This window comes from Sphingosinicella microcystinivorans, assembly GCF_003634215.1.
GTDB classification, from domain to species: Bacteria; Pseudomonadota; Alphaproteobacteria; order Sphingomonadales; family Sphingomonadaceae; genus Sphingosinicella; species Sphingosinicella microcystinivorans.
Window position 1 is genome coordinate 1,840,599 of sequence record NZ_RBWX01000007.1, and the last position, 19,656, is coordinate 1,860,254.

The following is a 19,656-nucleotide window of genomic DNA, read 5'->3' on the forward strand; positions in this document are numbered from 1 at the left end:
AACGGGTGTCGTCATGCTGAGTGCGCCCTTCGTGGCGCTGGATGATGCGCGCGGCGACGGCACGCGGCCGCTGACGCTCTACAGCGGGGCACGGGAAATCATCGCGGCGACACGGCGAGACGAGGTCCGCCCGGCGCTGGCGGCGCTGCGGCGTCACGTCGATGCCGGTCGCCACGTCGCGGGTTTCCTTGCCTACGAAGCCGGACACGCGCTGGAGCCGCGCCTTTCCGCCATTCCCGAGCGCAGCACCGAAGCCCCGCTCGTCTGGTTCGGCGTCTTCGACGCGCCGCAGCTCGTGCCGCCAGATACGCTTCTCGGCAGCGTCTCCGGGCGCGGCGCGGGCGTGTCGACACCGATGCCTGATCTGGATGCGGCGCAATACACCGCCGCCCTGGCGGAGGTGAAAGCGCTGATCGAAGCGGGGGACATTTATCAGGTCAACCTCACCTTCCCCACGCGCCTGACGGTCACCGGCCATCCGCTAGCGCTCTACGAACGGCTGCGGCGCGCGCAGCGCATGGGCCACGGCGCCGTCGTGTTCACCGGACAGGAATGGACGCTCTCCTTCTCGCCCGAGCTGTTTTTCACGCTGGCGGGCGGCGTCCTTGAAACGCGCCCGATGAAGGGGACCGCGCCGCGCCGCCCGCTCGCCGCGGAAGACGCCGCCACCGCCGCCGCACTCGCCGCCGATCCGAAGAACCGCGCCGAAAACCTGATGATCACCGATCTCATCCGCAACGACCTCGCGCGCGTGGCCGAAGCCGGGTCGGTCGCGGTGCGCGGCGCATTCGCGGTGGAACGCTACCCAACCGTCCACCAGATGACGACGACCGTGGAGGCTAGACTCCGCGAAGGTCTCGACGCCTTCGATGTTCTCGGCGCGCTTTTCCCCTGCGGATCGATCACGGGTGCGCCCAAGATTCGCGCGATGGAGGTGATCGATGCGATCGAGGCGCGTCCACGCGGGGTCTACACGGGGTCTATCGGGGCGATCGGCCCGGGCACGGCACATTTCAACGTCGCGATCCGCACGATTGAAATCCGGAACCAAAGCGCCACAATGGGCATTGGTTCGGGTATTGTCGCGGATAGCGATGCTGCGTCCGAGTGGCGCGAGTGTGGAGAGAAGATGGCGTTCGTCAGCGCGTCGGGACGACCGTTCCACCTTATCGAAACGATGGGCTTCACGCCCGACGAGGGCATTGCCCATCTGTCGCTGCATCTGGAACGGCTGGAACAGTCCGCAGAGTGGCACAGTTTCCATTTTGATCGGCACGAGGTTCGCAACCTCCTGCAAGCCGCCGTCGGCGCGCTGAGAGTGCCCGCACGCATCAAGCTGGTGCTGGCGGCCGGCGGCGCGGCGGCGGTCAGCTGCACACCGCCGCCCGCCTCGCCCGCCTCCGCGCGCGCTTCCATCGTCCCGCTGCCGGTGGCGCCCGGCGATCCCCGCCTCGCGCACAAGACGAGCGACCGTGCCTTCTACGATGCCGCCCGCCGTGCCTCCGGCATGGACGAAGTGATTTTCGAACGCAGCGATGGGCGGCTTACAGAGGGCAGTTTCACCAACCTCTTCGTCGAGAGCGACGGCGTGCTCCTGACACCGCCCGCGAGCGACGGCCTGCTTCCGGGCGTCCTTCGCCGCCATCTTCTCGAAACGGGCGCTGCGCGAGAGGCATCCCTCACGCGCGCCGATCTCGACGAAGGATTCCTGCTTGGAAATGCGCTGCGCGGACTTTTTCGCGCCGCGCTGGTTGCCCCCGCAGGCGAGTGATTCTAAGAGGCCCGCGCACCCCACAAGCGGAGCCTCTCAATGACCTTCCTGTCCGACGCCATCCAGCGCATCCAGCCCTCCCCCACGCTCGTCGTCACGCAGAAGGCGGCAGCGCTGAAAGAGGCGGGGCGGAATGTCATTGGTCTCGGCGCGGGCGAGCCCGACATGCCGGTGCCGGATTTCGTTGCCGAAGCCGCCATCGCGGCCATTCGCGGCGGGCAGAACAAATACACCAACGTCGACGGTACCAACGCGCTCAAGGAAGCCGTGCGCGGCAAGTTCAAGCGCGACAACAATCTTGATTACGGTCTCGATCAGGTCACGGTGAACGTCGGCGGCAAGCACACGATCTTCAACGCGCTGCTTGTCACGCTCAATCCCGGTGACGAAGTGATCGTCCCTGCGCCCTATTGGGTGTCGTACCCCGATATCGTGCAGTTCTGCGGCGCGAAGCCGGTGTTCATTTCAGCGGGTATCGAAGCGGGCTTCAAGATCACGCCCGCGCAGCTCGAAGCCGCGATCACGCCGAAAACGCGCTGGCTGATCCTCAATTCGCCGTCGAACCCCACGGGCGCGGTCTACACGCGCGATGAAATCGCCGCGCTCGGCGAGGTGCTGCGCCGCAATCCGCACGTGTGGATCCTGTCGGACGACATGTACGAACACATCATCTACGACATCAAGTTCGCGACCATCGCCGATGTCTGCCCGGACCTCTACGACCGCACGCTGACCGTGAACGGCGCCTCCAAGGCTTATTCGATGACCGGCTGGCGCATCGGCTTCGCTGGCGGCCCCGCGCAGCTCATCAAGGCGATCGCCAAGATCCAGTCGCAGTCGACCACGAACCCCTGCGCCATTGCGCAGGCGGCAGCGACGGCAGCGCTGAACGGCCCGCAGGACTTCCTGAAGGCGCGCGTCGAGACCTTCCGCGGCCGCCGCGACCTCGTCGTCTCGATGCTGAACCAAACGGATGGTCTGAAGTGCGCGACGCCCGACGGGGCCTTCTACGTTTATCCGGACTGCGCAGGCCTCATCGGCCGCAAGACGCCGGCGGGCGATGTGCTGGCAACCGACGAAGACGTCGCCGGCTATCTGCTGGAGGCCGAGGGCGTGGCGGTGGTGCATGGCGGTGCCTTCGGCGTCTCGCCCGCGTTCCGCATCTCTTACGCGACCTCGACCGAGCTTCTGGAAGATGCCTGCACGCGCATCCAGCGTGCGTGCGGCGCGCTCAAGGCGGCCTAGCCTACAGGAACTCCGTCACTGCGTGGATGGTGAGGCCGACAAGGCCGCCCACCAGCGTGCCGTTGATGCGGATGAACTGCAGGTCGCGGCCCACCGCGGCTTCGACGCGCTCGGTGACGGTATCGGCGTCCCAGCTCCGCACGGTGTCGGAAACGATGCGCACCAGTTCGTCGCCGTAGTCGGCAACGACGCCGACGATCGCGCGGCGCGCGTATTTGTTGAGCGCGTGGCGCAGCGCCGGGTCATTCTCTATGGTCTTGCCGATGTGGCGCGCGGCCTCGCCGACCCGCCCGGCAAGCGCCTGCTCGGGATCGGCAAGCGACGCACGCAGCGATGTCTTGGCGTTCGTCCAGATGCCGTCGAGGAAACCGCCGAGTTCGGGATTGTCGATCACTTCGAGCTTCAGCGTCTCGATGCGCGCCTGCGTTTCCGATTCGAACTGCATGTCGAACGCGAAGTCCTTCAGCGCCACCATTACCTTCACGCGCAGCGGATGCTCGGGATCGGCCGACATCTCGTTCAGCAGTCGGCGCAAGGCTTCGATGATCGAGTTTGCGAGCCGCTCGTCGAGCGAGGCCAGGCGCAGCAGCCACATCGTGCGCGCCTCCACGAGATCGCGGATCAGCCCTTCATTCTGATCGAGCACACGCGCGAGCCACGTAATCCCCGAATCGACCAGCGGCTGCAGCCGCCCCTCTTCGATCGAGCGGTCGAGCACACGGCCCATCAGCGGCGACAGCTCGAAGCGGCGGAGGTTGCCGCCGATCGCGCCGCGTATCCATCCCGAGACCGCCTCGTTGTCGAGCGCGTCGAGAAGCTGGATGCCGAGCTTTCCGATGCTGCCGCTGAGCCGCGTTTCGGCGGGCGGTGCGGAGAGCCAGCGGCCGACGGCGCCCGCCATGTCCACGCTGCGCATCCGGCGCGCGACGATCGCGGGTTTCAGGAAGTTGGTTTTGAGGAACGTGGCGAGATTGTCGCCGAGCCGGTCCTTGTTCTTTGGGATGATGGCGGTGTGCGGGATCGGCAGCCCGAGCGGGTGGCGGAACAGCGCCGTCACCGCGAACCAGTCCGCAAGCCCGCCGACCATGGCCGCCTCAGCGAACGATTCGACGTAGGGCGCCCACACATAAGTCTCGCCGAGCAGGCGCGCCGCCACGAACACCGCCGCCATCAGCAGCAGCATTCCCGTCGCGACGACCTTCATGTGCCGCGCCGGGTCGGCGTTCACCCAGGTGCGCGCTGAACCGATCGCCCCGTCCTACTCGGCCGGGGCTGCGGGCGCCGTTGCCGGCTTGCCCGGATGGTCGTGCGTCAGGAGCTTGCCGAACTTCGCGCCGAGCCAGCGCTCGAAGTCGTCGGCAAGGCTGAAGCCCGCGGGAACGATGACCAGCGTCAGCAGCGTCGACAGGATGAGCCCGCCAATCACCGTGATGCCCATCGGAGAGCGCCATGCGCCGTCGCCCGTCAGCGAAAGCGCCGTCGGCAACATGCCTGCGGCCATCGCCACCGTGGTCATCACGATCGGCTGCGCGCGCTTGTGGCCTGCGTCGATGATGGCCGTCACCTTGTCCACACCCTTGTTCATCTCCTCGATCGCGAAATCGACGAGCAGAATGGAGTTTTTCGCAACAATGCCGAGCAACATCAAGAGGCCGATCAGCACGGGCATCGAGATCACCTGCCCCGTGAGATGTAGCGCCAAGGCCCCGCCGAGCGGCGCGAGCAGCAGCGAGCCCATGTTCACGAAGGGCGGCATGATGCGCTTGTAAAGCAGCACGAGCACTGCGAACACGAGGAGGATCCCCGAAACCACCGCAATCGTGAACTGCGTGACCAGTTCGGCCTGCATCTTCGATTCGCCGAACTCGACGCGCTCGACGCCCGCAGGAAGGTTGCGAAGTGTCGGCAGGCCAAGCGCCACTTTCAAGCCTTCGCCCTTCACAAAGCCCTCGGCGAGGTCGGCGCCGACGACGATACGGTCGCGCTGGTTGTAGCGGCGAAGGATGGACGGACCTGCCCCGAAGCCGATGTCGGCGACAACCTTCAGCGGCACCGATCCACCGCTCGACGTCGGCACCGGCAGGTTTTCGATCGTCGTGATGTTCTTGCGCGACTCCGTGGGTAGGGCGACCCGGATCGGAATCTGCCGATCGGACAGCGAGAACTTCGCGACGTTCTGGTCGATATCGCCGATCGTGGCGATGCGGATCGTCTCGCTGAGGTCCGCCGTGGTGATGCCGAGTTCGGCGGCAAGATCGAAGTGCGGCGAAATGACGATTTCCGGGCGCTGCAGATCGCCTTCGACGCGCGGCGCGACGAACATCTTCTGCGCGCGCATTTCCTCGACGATCTTCACCGCGGTATCATGCAGCAGCTCGCTGTCGTCCCCGGCAATCATCACCGTCACGTCGCGCCCGCCGCTCCAGCCGTCCATCGACTGGAACGTGATCCGGGCGTCCGGGATCTTCTGAAGCTCGGGTGTCAGCTGCTTCTGATACTCGATGCTGGTGCGCTTCCGCTCGTCGCGAAGCTGCGTGTAGATCATCGCGTCGCCGGGCTTTTCGATATCGATGTAGCTGAGCTGCGTCTCCGGCTGCTTCAGAAGAACGGCGTTCGCGCGCTCAGCGACGGTGCGCGTCTGTTCGAGCGTCGTTCCCGGCACCATCTCGATCTTCAGCTGGGTCGAATCCTGGTCGGATTCGGGCTGGAAGGTGAATGGCAGCGTCGAGAACGACACGACCGTGAGCACCAGCGCGAGCGCCCCGATCCCCATCACCCAGACACGGTGATCGGCAAGGCGCCAGAAGTGGCGCTTCCAGTCCGTCCGCAGCCGCGCCTTCTCGGCCTTCCGCGTATCGAGCGACCAGTGCAGCAGCGCGAGATAGCGGTCCATCATCGGGCCGTCGCCGTGGTTCTGCTCGCCTTGCGCCTTCAGGAAATAGGCGGCGATGAGTGGTGTGATCATACGCGCGACGGCAAGGCTCATCAGCACGGCGACCACGACGGTGAGCCCGAACTGCTTGAAGAACTGGCCGGTAACGCCGCCCATCAGGCCAACGGGCAGGAACACGGCCGCGATTGCGGACGTCGTCGCCACGACGGCGAGACCGATTTCGTCGGCCGCATCCATAGAGGCCTGATAGGCCGTCTTCCCCATGCGCATGTGGCGCACGATGTTCTCGATCTCCACGATCGCGTCGTCGACGAGCACACCGGCGACAAGGCTGAGCGCGAGCAGCGACAGGCTGTTCAGCGTGAAGCCCATCAGGTCCATGAACCAGAACGCCGGGATCGCCGACAGCGGAATGGCAGTCGCCGAAATCAGCATGGCGCGCCAGTCGCGCAGGAACAGGAACACCACGATCACGGCGAGCACGGCGCCTTCCAGCAGCGCCGCCATCGAGGCTTCGTACTGCTGTTCGGTGTACTTCACCGTGGTGAACATCGGCGTGATCTTCACCTTGGGATATTCTTTGGCGAGCTGGTCCAAGACCTTGAGCGCATCGTTATAGACGGTGACGTCGGACGAGCCCTTGGCCTTTGCCAGGCGGATACTCACCACCTGCCGCCCGTCGATCAGACCGAGGCCGCGCTGCTCGCCATAGGAATCGCGCACGTTCGCGACATCGGAAAGCCGGAGCGTGCGCCCGCCCACACTCAGCTGCGTCGCGCCGAGCGCCGCGGCGTCGGCCGCGTTGCCGAGCACGCGCACAGACTGTTCGGCGCCCGCGATCTCGGCGCGACCGCCCGTGGCGTTGAGGTTTAGCTGGCGGAGCTGCTGGTTCACCTGCGCGGCGGTGATGCCCTGCGCCTGCAGCTTCATCGGATCGAGCTCGACGCGCATTTCGCGCGAAACGCCGCCGCCACGGCTCGAAACCGCCATGCCGGGCACCGACAGAAGCCGCTTCGAAGCGACATTATCGACGAACCACGACAACTCCTCGAGCGTCATGTCGACCGACTGCACGGTCCAGTAGGCGAGCACGCCATCGATATCCTCGCGCACCACCTGCGGTTCGAGAATACCTTGCGGCAGGTCGCCGCGAACCTTCTGCACCGCGTCGCGCACGTCGTTTACGGCGCGGTCGATCGGCGTGCCGATGTCGAACTGCACCATCGTCGTCGATGTGCCCTCGGTCACCCACGACGTGATCTCGTCCACGCCGCTCACGTTCCGTACCGAGGCTTCGATGATCTGCGTGATCTGCGTCTTCATTTCCGAAGGCGCAGCGCCCGGCTGGGTGATGATCACCTGCGCCATCGGGAAGCTCACGTCCGGGTTGTTGTTGATGTCCATGCGGATGAAGCTGACGATACCCGCCAGCGTCAGCGCCACGAACAGCACGATCGGCGGAACCGGGTTCCGGATCGACCAGGACGAGATATTCCGCATCGTTTCTTTTCCTGTCGGCGGTGACGTGTTTCGCGTCGCTTATTTCTGCGGCGTGTTCAGTACCGGGCGGACCTTTTCACCCGGATTGAGGAAGGCGCCGGCCGACTGCACGACCTGTTCCTGGCCCGAGAGACCGCTCGAAATCGCGACGCCGCTCGAAGAGACCGCACCGACCTCGACGTTGCGGCGCTCGACGGTACCGTCCTTCGCCACAACGTAGACATAGCTGCTGTCGGCATCGCCCATCACCGCGGATTCGGGCAGCAGCGGCCGGTCAGCCTTGCCCACCTCGATCTTGCCCGACGCAAAGCCGCCGGGGCGCAGCGCGGGATCAGCCGGAAGCGCAATGCGAACGAGGCCCTGGCGCGTCTGCGGGTTGATCACCGGCTCCACCATCCAGACCCGGCCCGCGTAGGCGGTCTGGGAGCCGATCATCTGTACCGTCGCCGACTGCCCCGTCGTGATACCGGCGAGATCCTGTTCGGCGACCAGGGCGCGCATTTCCATCGCGCCGTCCTGCGCCATGCGGAACACGGCGGAGGAGCCCGAGCTCACGACCTGACCCGGCTCGACGTTGCGTTCAAGGATGAGACCGGATTCCGGCGCACGAATGTCGAGCCGCCCGAGCCGCGCCTGCGCTTCGCGAAGCTGCGCGACGGCAACGTTCACGTTCGCATTTGCGCTGTCGCGGGTGGCGGTGCGGCGTTCGATGTCGGCCTTGGAGATGAACCCGCGCGCCACAAGAGACTGCGCGCGGTCAAGCTCGGACTGCGCAAGCGCGGCGTCGGCACGGGCACGAACGGCTGAAGCCTGAAGCTGGTTCACCTGCTGCTCCAGAACCGAGCGGTCGATGCGCGCCAGCACCTGGCCTTTCCGCACATAGTCTCCTGCATCGACGAGAACCGCGACGACCGCCCCGCCCTCGCCCTGCACGCCGACAGGCATGTCGCGGCGCGCGGCAATGCTGCCCACCGCCTTTACGCTGTCCGCGATCTGCGTGGTGCCCGGCACGATCACCGTGATGGACGGATGGCCGGCATCCGGATTCTGGGGCGGCGCCTTCGGGCTGCCGCCGAAGATCAGCCAAGCGGCGACGGCCCCCGCGACGAGGATCGCCGCAAGGATCAGCAGACGGCGCCGACGACCGTCATCGGCCGATGCCCACGACCGGGAAACGCTGCTCCTGAAAGAGCTATCAACGGGTTGGTGCATGTTCATCGCCAGTGACTGTGCCTGTTTTGTATCGAAGGGTGTATTACCCGAATAGGTCAGTTAGCGCAAGGTCCGCATGACGGAACCGGAATTCGAGTTTTGCTCGAAACAATGTAAAGTTGGGGGCAAGTAGCACGTTTGCAGCAGTCAAACGAGCCAATAACTGAATATTTCGAGACACGTTGCCTAGACTCCACACCAAGTTTCGGCTCGACACCAATTCGATAAACGGATTTTATCATCGACGAACGCACGACAGGAGGGTGCGTTCGCGGATCGCCCGTGCGGCATCCAGTCGCTCAGGCCCGCCCGCAGGAAACGTCAGGTACATCTACGGTTGTTCTGAAAACAACAGAGGGAGTGAGCAGATGGACTACGATTTTCTCGGTTGGATCGTTGTCGGCCTCATCGCCGGCGCGCTCGCGAAGTGGATCATGCCGGGCAAGGATCCCGGCGGCATCATCGTCACCATCCTCATCGGCATCGCCGGCGGCCTTATTGGCGGTTACATCGGCAGTATGCTTGGTTTTGGCGGCAGCAACAGCAATATCATCAACGTCCTGATCGCCACGGCAGGCGCGATCCTGCTTCTCTGGATCTATCGCATGATCAAAGCTCGGCAGGCGTAAGCACCTTCCGGTTTTTTCAACTTCGGTTCATGTCAGGCGGCGGATAGGGCAACTTGTCCGCCGCTGATCCGTTGGGGTGGAAAACGAAAGGAATGAAACACATGCGTACTGCAACGCTTCTCGCCCTTGGCGCCCTTGCCGCCACTGCCGCGACTCCGGTCGCCGCCGAAACGGCGCCGAGCGTCCCCGCCGAAACTCTGCTGTCGCTGACAGCGACCGGCGAGAGCACCCGCGTTCCCGATGTCGCCATCATTTCGGCGGGCGTCGTCACGCAGGCAACCGAAGCGCGCGCCGCGCTCACCGCCAACAACAGCCAGATGACGCGTGTCGTTGCCGCGCTCAAGAAAGCCGGCATCGCCGAACGCGACATTCAGACCTCCAACATCAACCTGAACCCGCAATACACCTACGAGGAGCGCAAGGCCCCGCAGCTTATCGGCTATCAGGCAAACAACACGGTCACGGTGAAGCTGCGCAAGCTCGCGAGCGCCGGCGACGTAATCGATGCGCTTGTTACCCAAGGTGCGAACCAGGTGAATGGGCCGACGTTCGGTCTCGACAAGCCCGAGGAAGCCACGAACGAGGCGCGGCTCGACGCCGTGAAGAAGGCGCGCTCGCGTGCCGACCTCTATGCGGGCGCCGCCGGCCTCCGCGTGAAGCGCATCGTCTCCATCAGCGAAGGCGGCGGCTATCAGCCGCCCTACCCGATGCCAAAGCTACAGATGGCGCGCGCCGAGACCGCAGACGCGGCCGCGCCGCCCGTGGAAGCGGGTGAGGTCGGCACCAACGTCACCGTGACGGTGGTGTTCGAGCTTCAGTAGAACGCGCCGGGCAGGGCTTCAGACGACGGTCGCACCGCCGTCGATTACGAAGCCCTGCCCGCTCGCAAATCCGCCCGCCTTTGAAGCAAGAAGCACGGCCATGCCTGCGATCTCGTCGGGCTCGCCGATCCGTTGCAGTGTCGAATGCGCGGTGGATTGCTTCAGGATTTCGGGATTGTCCCACAGCGCCTTGGCGAAATCGGTCTTGATAAGGCCGGGGCAGATCGCGTTCACGCGCACGTTCGCGGGGCCGTATTCGGCGGCGTAGTTGCGCACCAGCTGCAGGTCCGCCGCCTTCGAGATGTTGTAAGCGCCGATCATGGTCGAGGCCTTGAGCCCGCCGATCGACGAAATGACGATGATCGCGCCATCCTTGCGCTCGACCATTTGCGGCGCGGCCATCTGGATCAGCCAGTGGTTCGAAACGATGTTGTTTTGCAGAATCTTGGTGAACTGGTCGTCCGCGATCCCCGCCATTGGCCCGAAATACGGGTTCGAGGCGGCGTTGCAGACGAGAATATCGATCTTGCCGAGCTTCGCCGTGGCACTGCTGATCAGCGCCTGAAGCTCTTCCTTCACGGAAATATTGGCGGGGATGGCGATGGCCGCGTCGCGGCCGACTGCGGCGTTGATCTCCGCAACCGCTTCGTCACACGCCTCCTGCTTGCGGCTGGAGACGACGACGCTCGCGCCGTGTTCCGCCATGCGGTGCGCGATCGCCTTGCCGATACCGCGAGACGAACCGGTGATGACGGCGACCTTGCCGGTCAGATCGAAAAGTGCCGGAATACCCATGATGTCTCTCCCTGTCAGACGCGTTCGATGATGATTGCAGGTGCCATGCCGCCGCCCGCGCACATGGTGACGAGCCCGCGTTTCAGGTCGCGTCGCTCCAGTTCGTCAAGGATCGTGCCGATGAGGATCGATCCGGTCGCGCCGATCGGATGGCCGAGCGCCATCGCACCGCCGTTGACGTTCACCCGGTCACGGTCGAGCTTCAGGTCGCGGATGAACTTCTCGGCAACCACGGCGAACGCCTCGTTGATCTCGAAGAGATCGATGTCGTCCACGGTAAGACCCGCCTTCGCCAGCACCTTCTTCGCGGCCGGAACCGGCGCGTTCAGCATCAGCGTCGGGGAATCGCCCATGTTCGCCATCGCCACCACCCTGGCGCGCGCCTTCAGGCCCCGCTTGGCCGCATAGGCCGGCGAGGCGAGCAGCAGCGCCGCAGAGCCATCGACGACGCCTGACGAGTTGCCCGCGTGGTGCACATTCTCGATTTCGAGATCGGGATAGGCTTGGCGCACAAGACTACGATACGTCAGCCCTTCCTCGTCAAGGGGCATGTCGATCAGCCGCGCGAATGCGGGTTGCAGCTGCGCGAGGGTTTCGAGGGTCGTGCCGGGGCGCGGGAACTCTTCTCGGTCGAGCGCGAGGCTACCGTCTTCGCGGTAGACCGGCACGAGGCTCTTGGCGAAATGCCCGCCCGCGATGGCCGCCGCTGCGCGTTCCTGGCTGACGACGGCGAGCGCATCGAGGTCGCGGCGGCTGATGCCTTCCAGCGTCGCGATCGCGTCGGCGCAGACGCCCTGGTGCGGCTGTGGGTGACGGTCGCGCAGGCGCCGGTTGCCGCGGTCCATGGTGCGGGGCGCATCGGCGGAAATCCCCTGCCCCGTCTGCGACATCATCTCGGTGCCGCCCGCGATCACGCAATCCTCCATGCCAGACATGATGGAGGCCGCAGCGAGGTTCACCGTCGTGATGCCCGATCCGCAGAAGCGGTCCAGCGTCACCCCCGAGGAGCGGACGTCGTACCCGGCGTCGAGCGCCGACATGCGGCCGAGGTCGCCCGCTGCCGCGCCGGTCTGCGAGCTGGTGCCCCAGATGATGTCGTCGACTTCGGCGGTATTGAGCTCATTCCGCTCGGCAAGCGCCCTCAGCACCGTCGCGCCCACCTGCTGCGGGTGGGTATCCGCAAGCGATCCCTTGCCGACCTTGCCAATGCCGCGCGGAGTCCTCACGGCGTCGATGATCAGTGCTTCGGCCATGTGCGTCTCCTGTTCTCGTCTCCACAGGCCGCTCTAAAGGAAAGCGCGGGCTCCCCGATACCGCTTCAAACTCACAGCCTGTTTGCATCCTATCCGCCTTTGGGCCACGGTCGCCCTTGAAACCGCTGGGAGAGATCGTGCGCCGGTTCAGACGCCTGCCGCCCCTTGAACCGCGCCTCCAGAGCGAGGCGCTGTCCGATACCGAAGGCACGCGGCTCGGGCGCAGTATCGATCAGGAAGCCGCGGCAAGGCCGGGGCTTTCGGGCATCCATTTGCTTGCCGACGCGCATCAGGCGTTCGCCGCGCGCATCCTCCTCGCCCGCGCCGCTGAACGCAGCCTCGACGTGCAATACTACATCTGGCGCGCCGACCTCTCCGGGATGCTGATGCTCGAAGCGCTGCGCGAGGCGGCAGACCGGGGCGTGCGCGTTCGCCTGCTGCTCGACGACAACGGCATCGCCGGCCTCGACAACCTGCTCGCCGCGCTCGACGTCCATCCGATGATCGAAGTGCGCCTGTTCAACCCGTTCTTCGTCCGCCGCCCCAAGGCCCTCGGCTACCTCACCGATTTCAAGCGCCTCAACCGGCGGATGCACAACAAGAGCTTCACTGCCGACAGTCAGGCGACGATCATCGGCGGCCGCAACGTCGGCGACGAGTATTTCGCCGCGCGCGACGGCGACCTTTTCGCCGACCTCGATGTCCTGGCGATCGGCGCGGTGGTGAACGACGTCTCGCGCGATTTCGACCGCTACTGGAACTGCGCCTCGGCGTGGCCCGCCACGCGCCTGCTCCCCGTGGTCGGCGTCGAACAGCTCGAAGAGCTGGCGCAGCGTTCAGCGGCCATCCACGCCGACCCGCGGGCGCACACCTATGTGGAAACCGTCCGCTCCCTGCCCTTCATCACGCACATGCTGGATGGCTCATTGCCGTTGGTATGGGCGCGTGTGCGGATGGTCAGCGACGATCCCGCGAAGGTGCTCGACAAGGCGAGGCCGGGTACGTCGCTCGGCGAGCAGTTGCAGGAAGCGGTCGGCCGTCCCTCCCGCGAGATGGCGCTGGTTTCCGCCTATTTCGTGCCGACCGCCGCCGGTGTCGAAGCGTTCGCCGAACTTTCGCGGGAAAAAATCAAGGTCAGCGTGCTGACGAACGCACTCGAATCCACCGATGTCGCCATCGTCCACGCCGGCTATGCGAAGCGCAGGGAAGCGCTGATCCGCGCCGGGGTTCGGCTTTACGAGATGCGACGCCCGCGTGCAGGCACGCGCCGGAAGCGCCGCCTCCCGCTCGGCGTCGGCGGGTCGGCCGCAAGGTCCGTCACCGGCTCGATCCTGCGTTCGAGCGGCTCGATGCTGCACGCCAAGACCTTCACGGTGGACCGCGAGCGGCTCTTCGTGGGTTCGTTCAACTTCGATCCGCGTTCGGTCGCGCTCAATACAGAGCTGGGCTTCGTCATCGAAAGCCCGGAGCTCGCCGCAGACGTGCAGGACGCCTTCGAAAGCGTGATCCCCATGAGCGCCTACGAAGTGACGCTCAGCGACAAGGGTCGCCTGCGCTGGATCGAGCGGGAGGAAGATGGCGGCGAGATCGAAATCCACGACGTCGAACCCGGCACGACGCGGCTGCAACGCCTCGCCATCCGGGTTCTGTCGCGCCTCCCGATCGAGTGGCTGCTTTAGTAGACGACCACGCTGCGGATCGATTTGCCCGCGTGCATCAGGTCGAAGCCCTTGTTGATTTCCTCAAGGCCCATGACGTGGGTGATCATCGGATCGATCTCGATCTTGCCGGTCATGTACATGTCGACGATCTTGGGAACGTCGGTGCGGCCCTTGGCGCCGCCAAACGCCGTGCCGCGCCAGTTGCGCCCGGTGACGAGCTGGAAGGGACGCGTGCTGATTTCCTTGCCTGCCTCGGCCACGCCGATGATGATGCTCGTGCCCCAGCCGCGATGGCAGGCTTCGAGCGCGGTGCGCATCACTTCGGTATTGCCGGTCGCGTCAAACGTGTAATCCGCGCCGCCATCCGTCATCGTGACGATCTTCGCGACGACATCCTCGCGGCTCATCCCCTTGGAGTTGAGGAAGTCCGTCATGCCGAACTTGCGGCCCCATTCCTCTCGGTCGGGGTTGATATCGACGCCGATGATCTTGTTGGCGCCGGCCATCCGCGCACCCTGCAGCACGTTGAGGCCGATACCGCCGAGACCGAACACGACGACATTGTCGCCGACCTGCACCTTGGCCGTATTGATGACCGCGCCCACACCCGTCGTCACGCCGCACCCGATGTAGCAGCTCGACTGGAACGGCGCGTCCTCGCGGATCTTCGCGACCGCGATCTCGGGCAGCACCGTGAAGTTCGAAAAGGTCGAGCAGCCCATGTAGTGGAAGATCGGCTGGCCCTTGTAGGAGAAGCGCGTCGTGCCGTCGGGCATAAGCCCCTTGCCCTGCGTGGCGCGGATCGCGGTGCAGAGGTTGGTCTTGCCCGAAAGGCAGCTTTTGCACTGGCGGCATTCCGGCGTGTAGAGCGGGATCACGTGGTCGCCCGGCTTCACGCTGGTCACGCCCTGCCCCACTTCGCGCACGATGCCTGCGCCTTCGTGGCCGAGCACGCTGGGGAAGATGCCTTCGCTGTCGAAACCGTCGAGCGTGTAGGCGTCCGTATGGCAGATGCCCGTCGCCATGATCTCGACCAGAACCTCGCCCGCCTTCGGGCCTTCAAGGTCGAGTTCCACGATCCCAAGAGGCTTCTTCGCCTCGAAAGCCACAGCCGCGCGTGTCTTCATGAATCACCCTCCGTCAGCGTACACCAGTGTATGTTCACCCGTCTAAGCCGGGAACCTCCACCGCGCCAACCCCATCCGCCTCGAAACTGGCGATGGGGTACGCGCAATAGTCCGCTGCGTAATACGCACTTGGGCGATGATTTCCAGAGGCGCCGAGTCCGCCGAAGGGCATATTCGCCGCCGCGCCCGTCGTCGGCCGGTTGCGATTGACGACGCCCGCGCGGCTTTCCTCGATGAAACGCGTCCATAGATCGGCGTCTTCGCTGATGAGCCCGGCGGAAAGCCCGAAAACCGTATTGTTCGCAGCGCGCATCGCCGCATCGAAGTCGGCCACGCGGATCACCTGCACGACCGGCGCGAAAATCTCGGCGTCCGGCACATCGATACCGGTCACATCGAAAATTGCCGGCGTCACAAACGCCTCCGAGCGCCCTTCGAGCCCCTCGAAAGGCCGAATCACTTTCGCGCCGCGCGAGACGATGCCGTCCGCAGCCATCCGCGCCCCGGCGGCAGCCGCATCGGAGACGAGCGGCCCCATGAACGCGCTGCCCGCCTCGTCCCAAGCGGCGATGCGCAGCCGCCCGGCCATCGCATCCACCGCGTCGACGATCGCGTCACCCACCTTGCCCTCGGGCACGATCAGCCGCCGCGCGCACGAGCAGCGCTGGCCGGTGGTGACGAAGCTCGACTGCACGATGATCGAAGCGGCAGCTTCCGGCGAATCCCAGGCAACCAGCGGATTGTTGCCGCCGAGTTCGAGCGCAAGGCTCACATGCGGCCGGTCGATCAGCGTGCGCCGCAGCGCCGCACCCGCCCCCGCAGAGCCCGTGAACAACAGCCCATCGATATCGCCTGCAACCAGCGCTTCGCCCGTCGCCCGCGCACCCTGCACGATATTGAGCACGCCTTCGGGAAGCCCCGCCTCGGTCCACGCGGCCACCATCGCCTCGCCAATGGCGGGCGTGATTTCAGACGGCTTGAACACCACCGTGTTCCCCGCGAGCAGCGCCGGGATGATGTGCCCGTTCGGCAGGTGGCCTGGGAAGTTGTACGGCCCCAGCACAGCCATCACGCCATGCCCGCGATGACGCAGCACGGCGCGCCCGAACGGCATATCCGCCGCCCGCTCGCCGGTGCGCTCGGCAAACGCGCGGATCGAAACTTCGACCTTGCCGATCATCGATCCGATCTCGGCCTCGGTCTCCCAAAGCAGCTTGCCCGTCTCGCGCGAAATCAGCCGCGAAAGCTCCGCCTTGCGGCTGCCGAGCACTTCGCCGTAGCGCCGCGCGAGCGCGATCCGCTCCTCGAGTGGGCTCGATCGCCACGCGCCGAGCGCAGCACGTGCCTTTGCGACGGCGGCATTGCAATCGTCCGCGCTTGCGGCGGGGCCTTCCCATACGGTTTCGCCCGTCGCCGGATCGATCGAATGGAAAATCGTCATGCAGAAACCCTCACCGCGTCGCCGTTGCTCAGCTTCAGCGCATCGGCCGCTTCTTTGGTGATCGTCACGGCGGTCTCGCCAACGCGGGCCGCCGCGCGCACCGATCGGAACCCGTCGATCTGCATCGTCGAGAGCAGCGCCTGCGTCTCACCCGGATCGCCGATCTCCAGCCGCAGCGTCCGCGTTGCGCGGATCGTGGCCACCTCGGCCGCCGAACAGGTCATCGTCGGGCCGCCGTCGAAGATGTCGACCAGCCCCGAGCGTTCGAAGCCCTCTTTCTCCAGCAGCGCCAGCGCCGGCTCGCCGTCCCGGTGGACACGGCCGATCGCAGCGCGCGCATCCGCGTCGATAAGGTCGACATAGATCGGGTGGCGCGGCGCGAGATCGAGGATGAACTGACCGTCGGTGGATGTCACCATGCGGTCCGCCTCCTCGAACGGCAGCCGAAAGAACTTGGAGGCAACACCTTCCCAGAAGGGTGATTTGCCGTTGTCGTCGAACCAGCCGCGCAGCTCCGCCATGATGGTGTGCGAAAAGCGCGTCGGCTCTGCGCCGATCAGCATGTAGCGCGAGCGCGCGAGCAGGCTCCCCGCACCGCCACTGCGCCGCTCGGGCCGAAGGAACAGCGATCCCACCTCGGTCCAGCCGCCGCATTCGTTCACCAGCACCAGTGCCTGATGGTCGAAGCGCGTCCCGATGGCCGACGAATATTGCGCGAGCGTCATCACGCGGAACGAGAAGTGCGGGCGTTTCAGCCCCACGGCGGCACGAACCCCGGCCAGCCCTTCGACCCGCCCCGTCTCCGTGTCCTCCAGCATGATCGTGTACCACGCCTCGGCAGGCGCGATGGCGCCCGTGAAGCTCGCCTCTGCGAGGTCGAGGCGCGCTGCAAGCGTCGCCTCGTCCTCGGGCAGGCTGGTGAACCCGCGGCCCGAAAGCACCGCGAGTTCCATCATCACGTCAAGATCGGCCGGCCTCGCCGGCCGGATGACCAGCATCAGGCCGCCTTTGCGAGGCGCGTCCGCGCGTCGGCGAACGCCGCGTCGAGCCGCTTCACGACCTCGGCCGCCTCGGCGCTGGAAAGCAGCAGCGAAGGCAGCAGGCGCACGCAGTTTTCGCCGCCGCCCGCGACAAGGATGCCATGATCGCGCGCCAGCGCCATGAACTCACGGTTGTTGGGTACGAGCTTCAGGCCGATCAGCATCCCTTTGCCGCGCACCTCAAGGATAAGGTCGCTGTGCTTGTACTTGAGCGCGTTCAGCTGCTCGACGAGTTCCGCCGAAACAGCGCGGGCGTGCGCCAGCGTCTCTTCCTTGGAGATTTCGTCGAACGCCGCGATGCCCACGGCCATGGCGAGCGGGTTGCCGCCGAAGGTGGAACCGTGTGTGCCGACGACCATGCCCTTCGCAGCTTCCCGCGTGGCGAGGAACGCGCCCACCGGGAAACCGCCGCCGAGCGCCTTGGCGATCGCCATGATGTCCGGCTCCACGCCCTCGAACCACTGGTGCGCGAACAGCTTGCCGGTCCGGCCCATGCCGCTCTGCACCTCGTCATAGATGAGGAGCACGCCGTGCTGGGTGCAGAGGTCGCGCACGCGCTTCAGCCATTCGCCGGTCAGCGCCCGTGCACCGCCCTCGCCCTGCACCGGCTCCACGATCACTGCCGCCGTCGTCGGGCGCGCGATGGCTTCGGCGATGCCCGCTTCGTCGTCGAGCGTCAGCTGCACGTAGCCCGGAAGCCGGGGTCCGAAACCGTCGAGATACGATGCGTTGCCGGAGGCGTTCACCGCGGCATAGGTGCGGCCGTGGAACGAGCCCGCGAAGCCGATCACGTCGATCCGCTCTGGCGCGCCGTTCACATGGTGATAGCGGCGCGCGGTCTTGAGCGCGCCTTCGATCGCCTCGGAACCCGAGTTGCCGAAGAACACGACGTCGGCGAAGGTTGAATCGATCAGGCGCTCAGCCAGCGCTTCCTGTCCCGGAATGCGAAAGATGTTGGACACGTGCCACAGCTTCTTGGCCTGCGCTTCCAGCGCCGCCACGAGCTTCGGATGCGCGTGGCCGAGCCCGTCGGTCGCAATGCCCATCACGCAGTCGAGCCAGCGATTGCCGTCGACATCGTAAAGCCACGAACCCTCGCCGCGATCGACGACGAGCGGCGCCCGGCTGTAAACCCCAAGCAGATTGTCGGACATAATCTTCTCCATAGAAACTGTGCGGCGCTGCTTAACGCTTTAGGCGGCGCGCGTCATCGCGAAGATACCGGTAGCGTTGCCGCTGTCGAAGCGCAGATCGAGTCCATCTGTCGCAGGATCCACATCGCGCGTGATGAACTCGTAGAACGAACCCGGCACGGTGCGGCGAACGCCGCCCGCGAACTTGCGCTCGAAGGTATCGGCGCGAAATGCCGTCTGGCGCACGCGGCCGCTGGTCGACACTTCAACCGCGTCCTTCATCGGGCGGCCTTCCGCCTTCAGCCGGGCGGCCAGCGCATCGACATCGGCAACGCGGTCGGTCGCATGGTTGAAGGCATTGCCCTCGGTCGCGATCCATGCTGCCTCGCCCGAACGCGCGAGCAGCGCTTCATAATCGCCGAGCGTCACCGGATCGTGGTGGCAGTCGAACGCCGCGACGATGGCGGGAAGCGCCACCACGGCATCGGAATAAGGCACACTCCCGTCCGCCGCGAACGCCGCGAGCGCGTCCTGCGCGTCGGCATTCAGCGGATCGCGCGTCGTTCCGAACACGCGCTCGGCGACGCGCACGAAGCCTTCGTCAAAACGCTCGACGTGAAGCTCGCTCACGAAGAACTGCGGGATCGCTTCCGGTGCATCGCGGTGGCAATAGGCGCGGCCCGTCATGCGCAGCGCGGGCAGCGGGTACGTGTCCGCCACGTGGTAGCCGAGCGGCTCCAGAATACGCTGGAACGCGTCCTGCCCTGCGGGGAGCGCGCCGGTCGGCCCTTCGCGAAAGCGGATCGTGCGCAGCGCGCCGTGATCGAAGGTGATGCGCTCGCCGCGCGCCACTGTATCCGCCACATAGGCCGCGCCGCTCGGCACGCGCTTCAGAAGGTCGTCGAACAGCAGAACGTTCAGCGCCATGGCGAACGCCGCGCGTGAGACGGTCTCGCCGGTTTCGGCAAGAAGCGCCGCATCAATGGAGAGCGCGCCGAGCGCCTTCGCGCCACCCTGCGGTCCCAACGTATCGATCACCAACCGTTCGATCGCGCCTACATTCGCATTCGACATGATAAAACTCCCAACGTTCCAGCGCCGATTGTCAGGAAATCGCAAAGATGGCAAACAAGGA

The 19,656-nt window shown here is 65.6% G+C and carries 15 protein-coding genes; 5 read left to right on the forward strand and 10 right to left on the reverse strand.

Going from position 1 to position 19,656, the window contains the following annotated elements:
* The first annotated feature begins 13 nt into the window (after positions 1–13).
* Complete coding sequence (gene pabB / locus DFR51_RS08790; protein WP_121049377.1) at positions 14–1,771, forward strand: aminodeoxychorismate synthase component I; 1,758 nt, start codon at positions 14–16, stop codon at positions 1,769–1,771.
* Between the two features lie 39 nt (positions 1,772–1,810).
* The gene (locus DFR51_RS08795) at positions 1,811–3,016 is read left to right on the forward strand and encodes a pyridoxal phosphate-dependent aminotransferase (RefSeq protein WP_121049380.1); all 1,206 of its coding nucleotides are present in this window, start codon (positions 1,811–1,813) and stop codon (positions 3,014–3,016) included.
* A 1-nt stretch (position 3,017) separates the two neighbouring features.
* Here DFR51_RS08795 and DFR51_RS08800 read toward each other — a convergent pair whose 3' ends face one another.
* From DFR51_RS08800 to DFR51_RS08810, 3 genes are read right to left on the reverse strand one after another with little or no spacing between them, the layout of a single operon-like run.
* Positions 3,018–4,220, reverse strand: coding sequence for a DUF445 domain-containing protein (locus tag DFR51_RS08800; protein WP_121050026.1), 1,203 nt, complete (start codon positions 4,218–4,220; stop codon positions 3,018–3,020).
* Positions 4,221–4,274: 54 nt separating this feature from the next.
* On the reverse strand, positions 4,275–7,409 hold the full coding sequence (locus DFR51_RS08805) for an efflux RND transporter permease subunit (RefSeq protein ID WP_121049383.1): 3,135 nt from the start codon (positions 7,407–7,409) through the stop codon (positions 4,275–4,277).
* A gap of 39 nt (positions 7,410–7,448) precedes the next feature.
* Positions 7,449–8,621, reverse strand: a complete 1,173-nt coding sequence (locus DFR51_RS08810; protein ID WP_121050029.1) for an efflux RND transporter periplasmic adaptor subunit — start codon at positions 8,619–8,621, stop codon at positions 7,449–7,451.
* Positions 8,622–8,989: 368 nt separating this feature from the next.
* On the opposite strand from DFR51_RS08810, the gene DFR51_RS08815 reads away from it, so the two are divergent.
* Together DFR51_RS08815 and DFR51_RS08820 are read left to right on the forward strand one after the other, a co-directional pair.
* On the forward strand, positions 8,990–9,250 hold the full coding sequence (locus DFR51_RS08815; protein ID WP_121049385.1) for a GlsB/YeaQ/YmgE family stress response membrane protein: 261 nt from the start codon (positions 8,990–8,992) through the stop codon (positions 9,248–9,250).
* A gap of 101 nt (positions 9,251–9,351) precedes the next feature.
* Positions 9,352–10,071: an SIMPL domain-containing protein gene (locus DFR51_RS08820; RefSeq protein ID WP_121050032.1), complete on the forward strand. Its 720-nt coding sequence runs from the start codon at positions 9,352–9,354 to the stop codon at positions 10,069–10,071.
* An 18-nt stretch (positions 10,072–10,089) separates the two neighbouring features.
* Here the strand turns inward: DFR51_RS08820 and DFR51_RS08825 are convergent, their stop codons facing one another.
* The gene (locus DFR51_RS08825) at positions 10,090–10,866 is read right to left on the reverse strand and encodes an SDR family NAD(P)-dependent oxidoreductase (RefSeq protein ID WP_121049388.1); all 777 of its coding nucleotides are present in this window, start codon (positions 10,864–10,866) and stop codon (positions 10,090–10,092) included.
* A 14-nt stretch (positions 10,867–10,880) separates the two neighbouring features.
* Positions 10,881–12,119: an acetyl-CoA C-acetyltransferase gene (locus DFR51_RS08830; protein WP_121049391.1), complete on the reverse strand. Its 1,239-nt coding sequence runs from the start codon at positions 12,117–12,119 to the stop codon at positions 10,881–10,883.
* Positions 12,120–12,256: 137 nt separating this feature from the next.
* On the opposite strand from DFR51_RS08830, the gene DFR51_RS08835 reads away from it, so the two are divergent.
* Positions 12,257–13,798 (forward strand): phospholipase D family protein, encoded by a 1,542-nt coding sequence (locus tag DFR51_RS08835; RefSeq protein WP_243445425.1) that lies wholly within the window; start codon positions 12,257–12,259, stop codon positions 13,796–13,798.
* Here the strand turns inward: DFR51_RS08835 and DFR51_RS08840 are convergent.
* The 5 genes from DFR51_RS08840 to DFR51_RS08860 are packed head-to-tail and all read right to left on the reverse strand — an operon-like array spanning position 13,795 to position 19,595.
* Positions 13,795–14,907, reverse strand: coding sequence for an S-(hydroxymethyl)glutathione dehydrogenase/class III alcohol dehydrogenase (locus DFR51_RS08840; RefSeq protein WP_121049394.1), 1,113 nt, complete (start codon positions 14,905–14,907; stop codon positions 13,795–13,797). The two genes, DFR51_RS08835 and DFR51_RS08840, sit on opposite strands and share 4 nt — an antisense overlap.
* 34 nt (positions 14,908–14,941) lie before the next feature.
* Positions 14,942–16,348, reverse strand: coding sequence for a succinylglutamate-semialdehyde dehydrogenase (astD, locus tag DFR51_RS08845; protein WP_121049397.1), 1,407 nt, complete (start codon positions 16,346–16,348; stop codon positions 14,942–14,944).
* Positions 16,345–17,346, reverse strand: coding sequence for an arginine N-succinyltransferase (locus DFR51_RS08850; RefSeq protein WP_121049400.1), 1,002 nt, complete (start codon positions 17,344–17,346; stop codon positions 16,345–16,347). Before DFR51_RS08850 ends, astD begins: the two co-directional genes overlap by 4 nt.
* On the reverse strand, positions 17,346–18,542 hold the full coding sequence (locus tag DFR51_RS08855; protein ID WP_121050038.1) for an aspartate aminotransferase family protein: 1,197 nt from the start codon (positions 18,540–18,542) through the stop codon (positions 17,346–17,348). Before DFR51_RS08855 ends, DFR51_RS08850 begins: the two co-directional genes overlap by 1 nt.
* Positions 18,543–18,581: 39 nt before the next feature.
* A complete protein-coding gene (locus DFR51_RS08860; RefSeq protein ID WP_121049403.1) occupies positions 18,582–19,595 on the reverse strand; it encodes a 2-oxoadipate dioxygenase/decarboxylase family protein in 1,014 nt (337 codons plus the stop codon).
* Positions 19,596–19,656: the final 61 nt, after the last annotated feature.

What these genes read in the sequence shown, in the direction of transcription:
- pabB (WP_121049377.1), top strand. Translation starts at nt 14, where the DNA reads ATGCTGAGTGCGCCCTTCGTGGCGCTGGATGATGCGCGCGGCGACGGC.
- DFR51_RS08795 (WP_121049380.1), top strand. Translation starts at nt 1,811, where the DNA reads ATGACCTTCCTGTCCGACGCCATCCAGCGCATCCAGCCCTCCCCCACG.
- DFR51_RS08800 (WP_121050026.1), bottom strand. Translation starts at nt 4,220, where the DNA reads ATGAAGGTCGTCGCGACGGGAATGCTGCTGCTGATGGCGGCGGTGTTC.
- DFR51_RS08805 (WP_121049383.1), bottom strand. Translation starts at nt 7,409, where the DNA reads ATGCGGAATATCTCGTCCTGGTCGATCCGGAACCCGGTTCCGCCGATC.
- DFR51_RS08810 (WP_121050029.1), bottom strand. Translation starts at nt 8,621, where the DNA reads ATGCACCAACCCGTTGATAGCTCTTTCAGGAGCAGCGTTTCCCGGTCG.
- DFR51_RS08815 (WP_121049385.1), top strand. Translation starts at nt 8,990, where the DNA reads ATGGACTACGATTTTCTCGGTTGGATCGTTGTCGGCCTCATCGCCGGC.
- DFR51_RS08820 (WP_121050032.1), top strand. Translation starts at nt 9,352, where the DNA reads ATGCGTACTGCAACGCTTCTCGCCCTTGGCGCCCTTGCCGCCACTGCC.
- DFR51_RS08825 (WP_121049388.1), bottom strand. Translation starts at nt 10,866, where the DNA reads ATGGGTATTCCGGCACTTTTCGATCTGACCGGCAAGGTCGCCGTCATC.
- DFR51_RS08830 (WP_121049391.1), bottom strand. Translation starts at nt 12,119, where the DNA reads ATGGCCGAAGCACTGATCATCGACGCCGTGAGGACTCCGCGCGGCATT.
- DFR51_RS08840 (WP_121049394.1), bottom strand. Translation starts at nt 14,907, where the DNA reads ATGAAGACACGCGCGGCTGTGGCTTTCGAGGCGAAGAAGCCTCTTGGG.
- astD (WP_121049397.1), bottom strand. Translation starts at nt 16,348, where the DNA reads ATGACGATTTTCCATTCGATCGATCCGGCGACGGGCGAAACCGTATGG.
- DFR51_RS08850 (WP_121049400.1), bottom strand. Translation starts at nt 17,346, where the DNA reads ATGCTGGTCATCCGGCCGGCGAGGCCGGCCGATCTTGACGTGATGATG.
- DFR51_RS08855 (WP_121050038.1), bottom strand. Translation starts at nt 18,542, where the DNA reads ATGTCCGACAATCTGCTTGGGGTTTACAGCCGGGCGCCGCTCGTCGTC.
- DFR51_RS08860 (WP_121049403.1), bottom strand. Translation starts at nt 19,595, where the DNA reads ATGTCGAATGCGAATGTAGGCGCGATCGAACGGTTGGTGATCGATACG.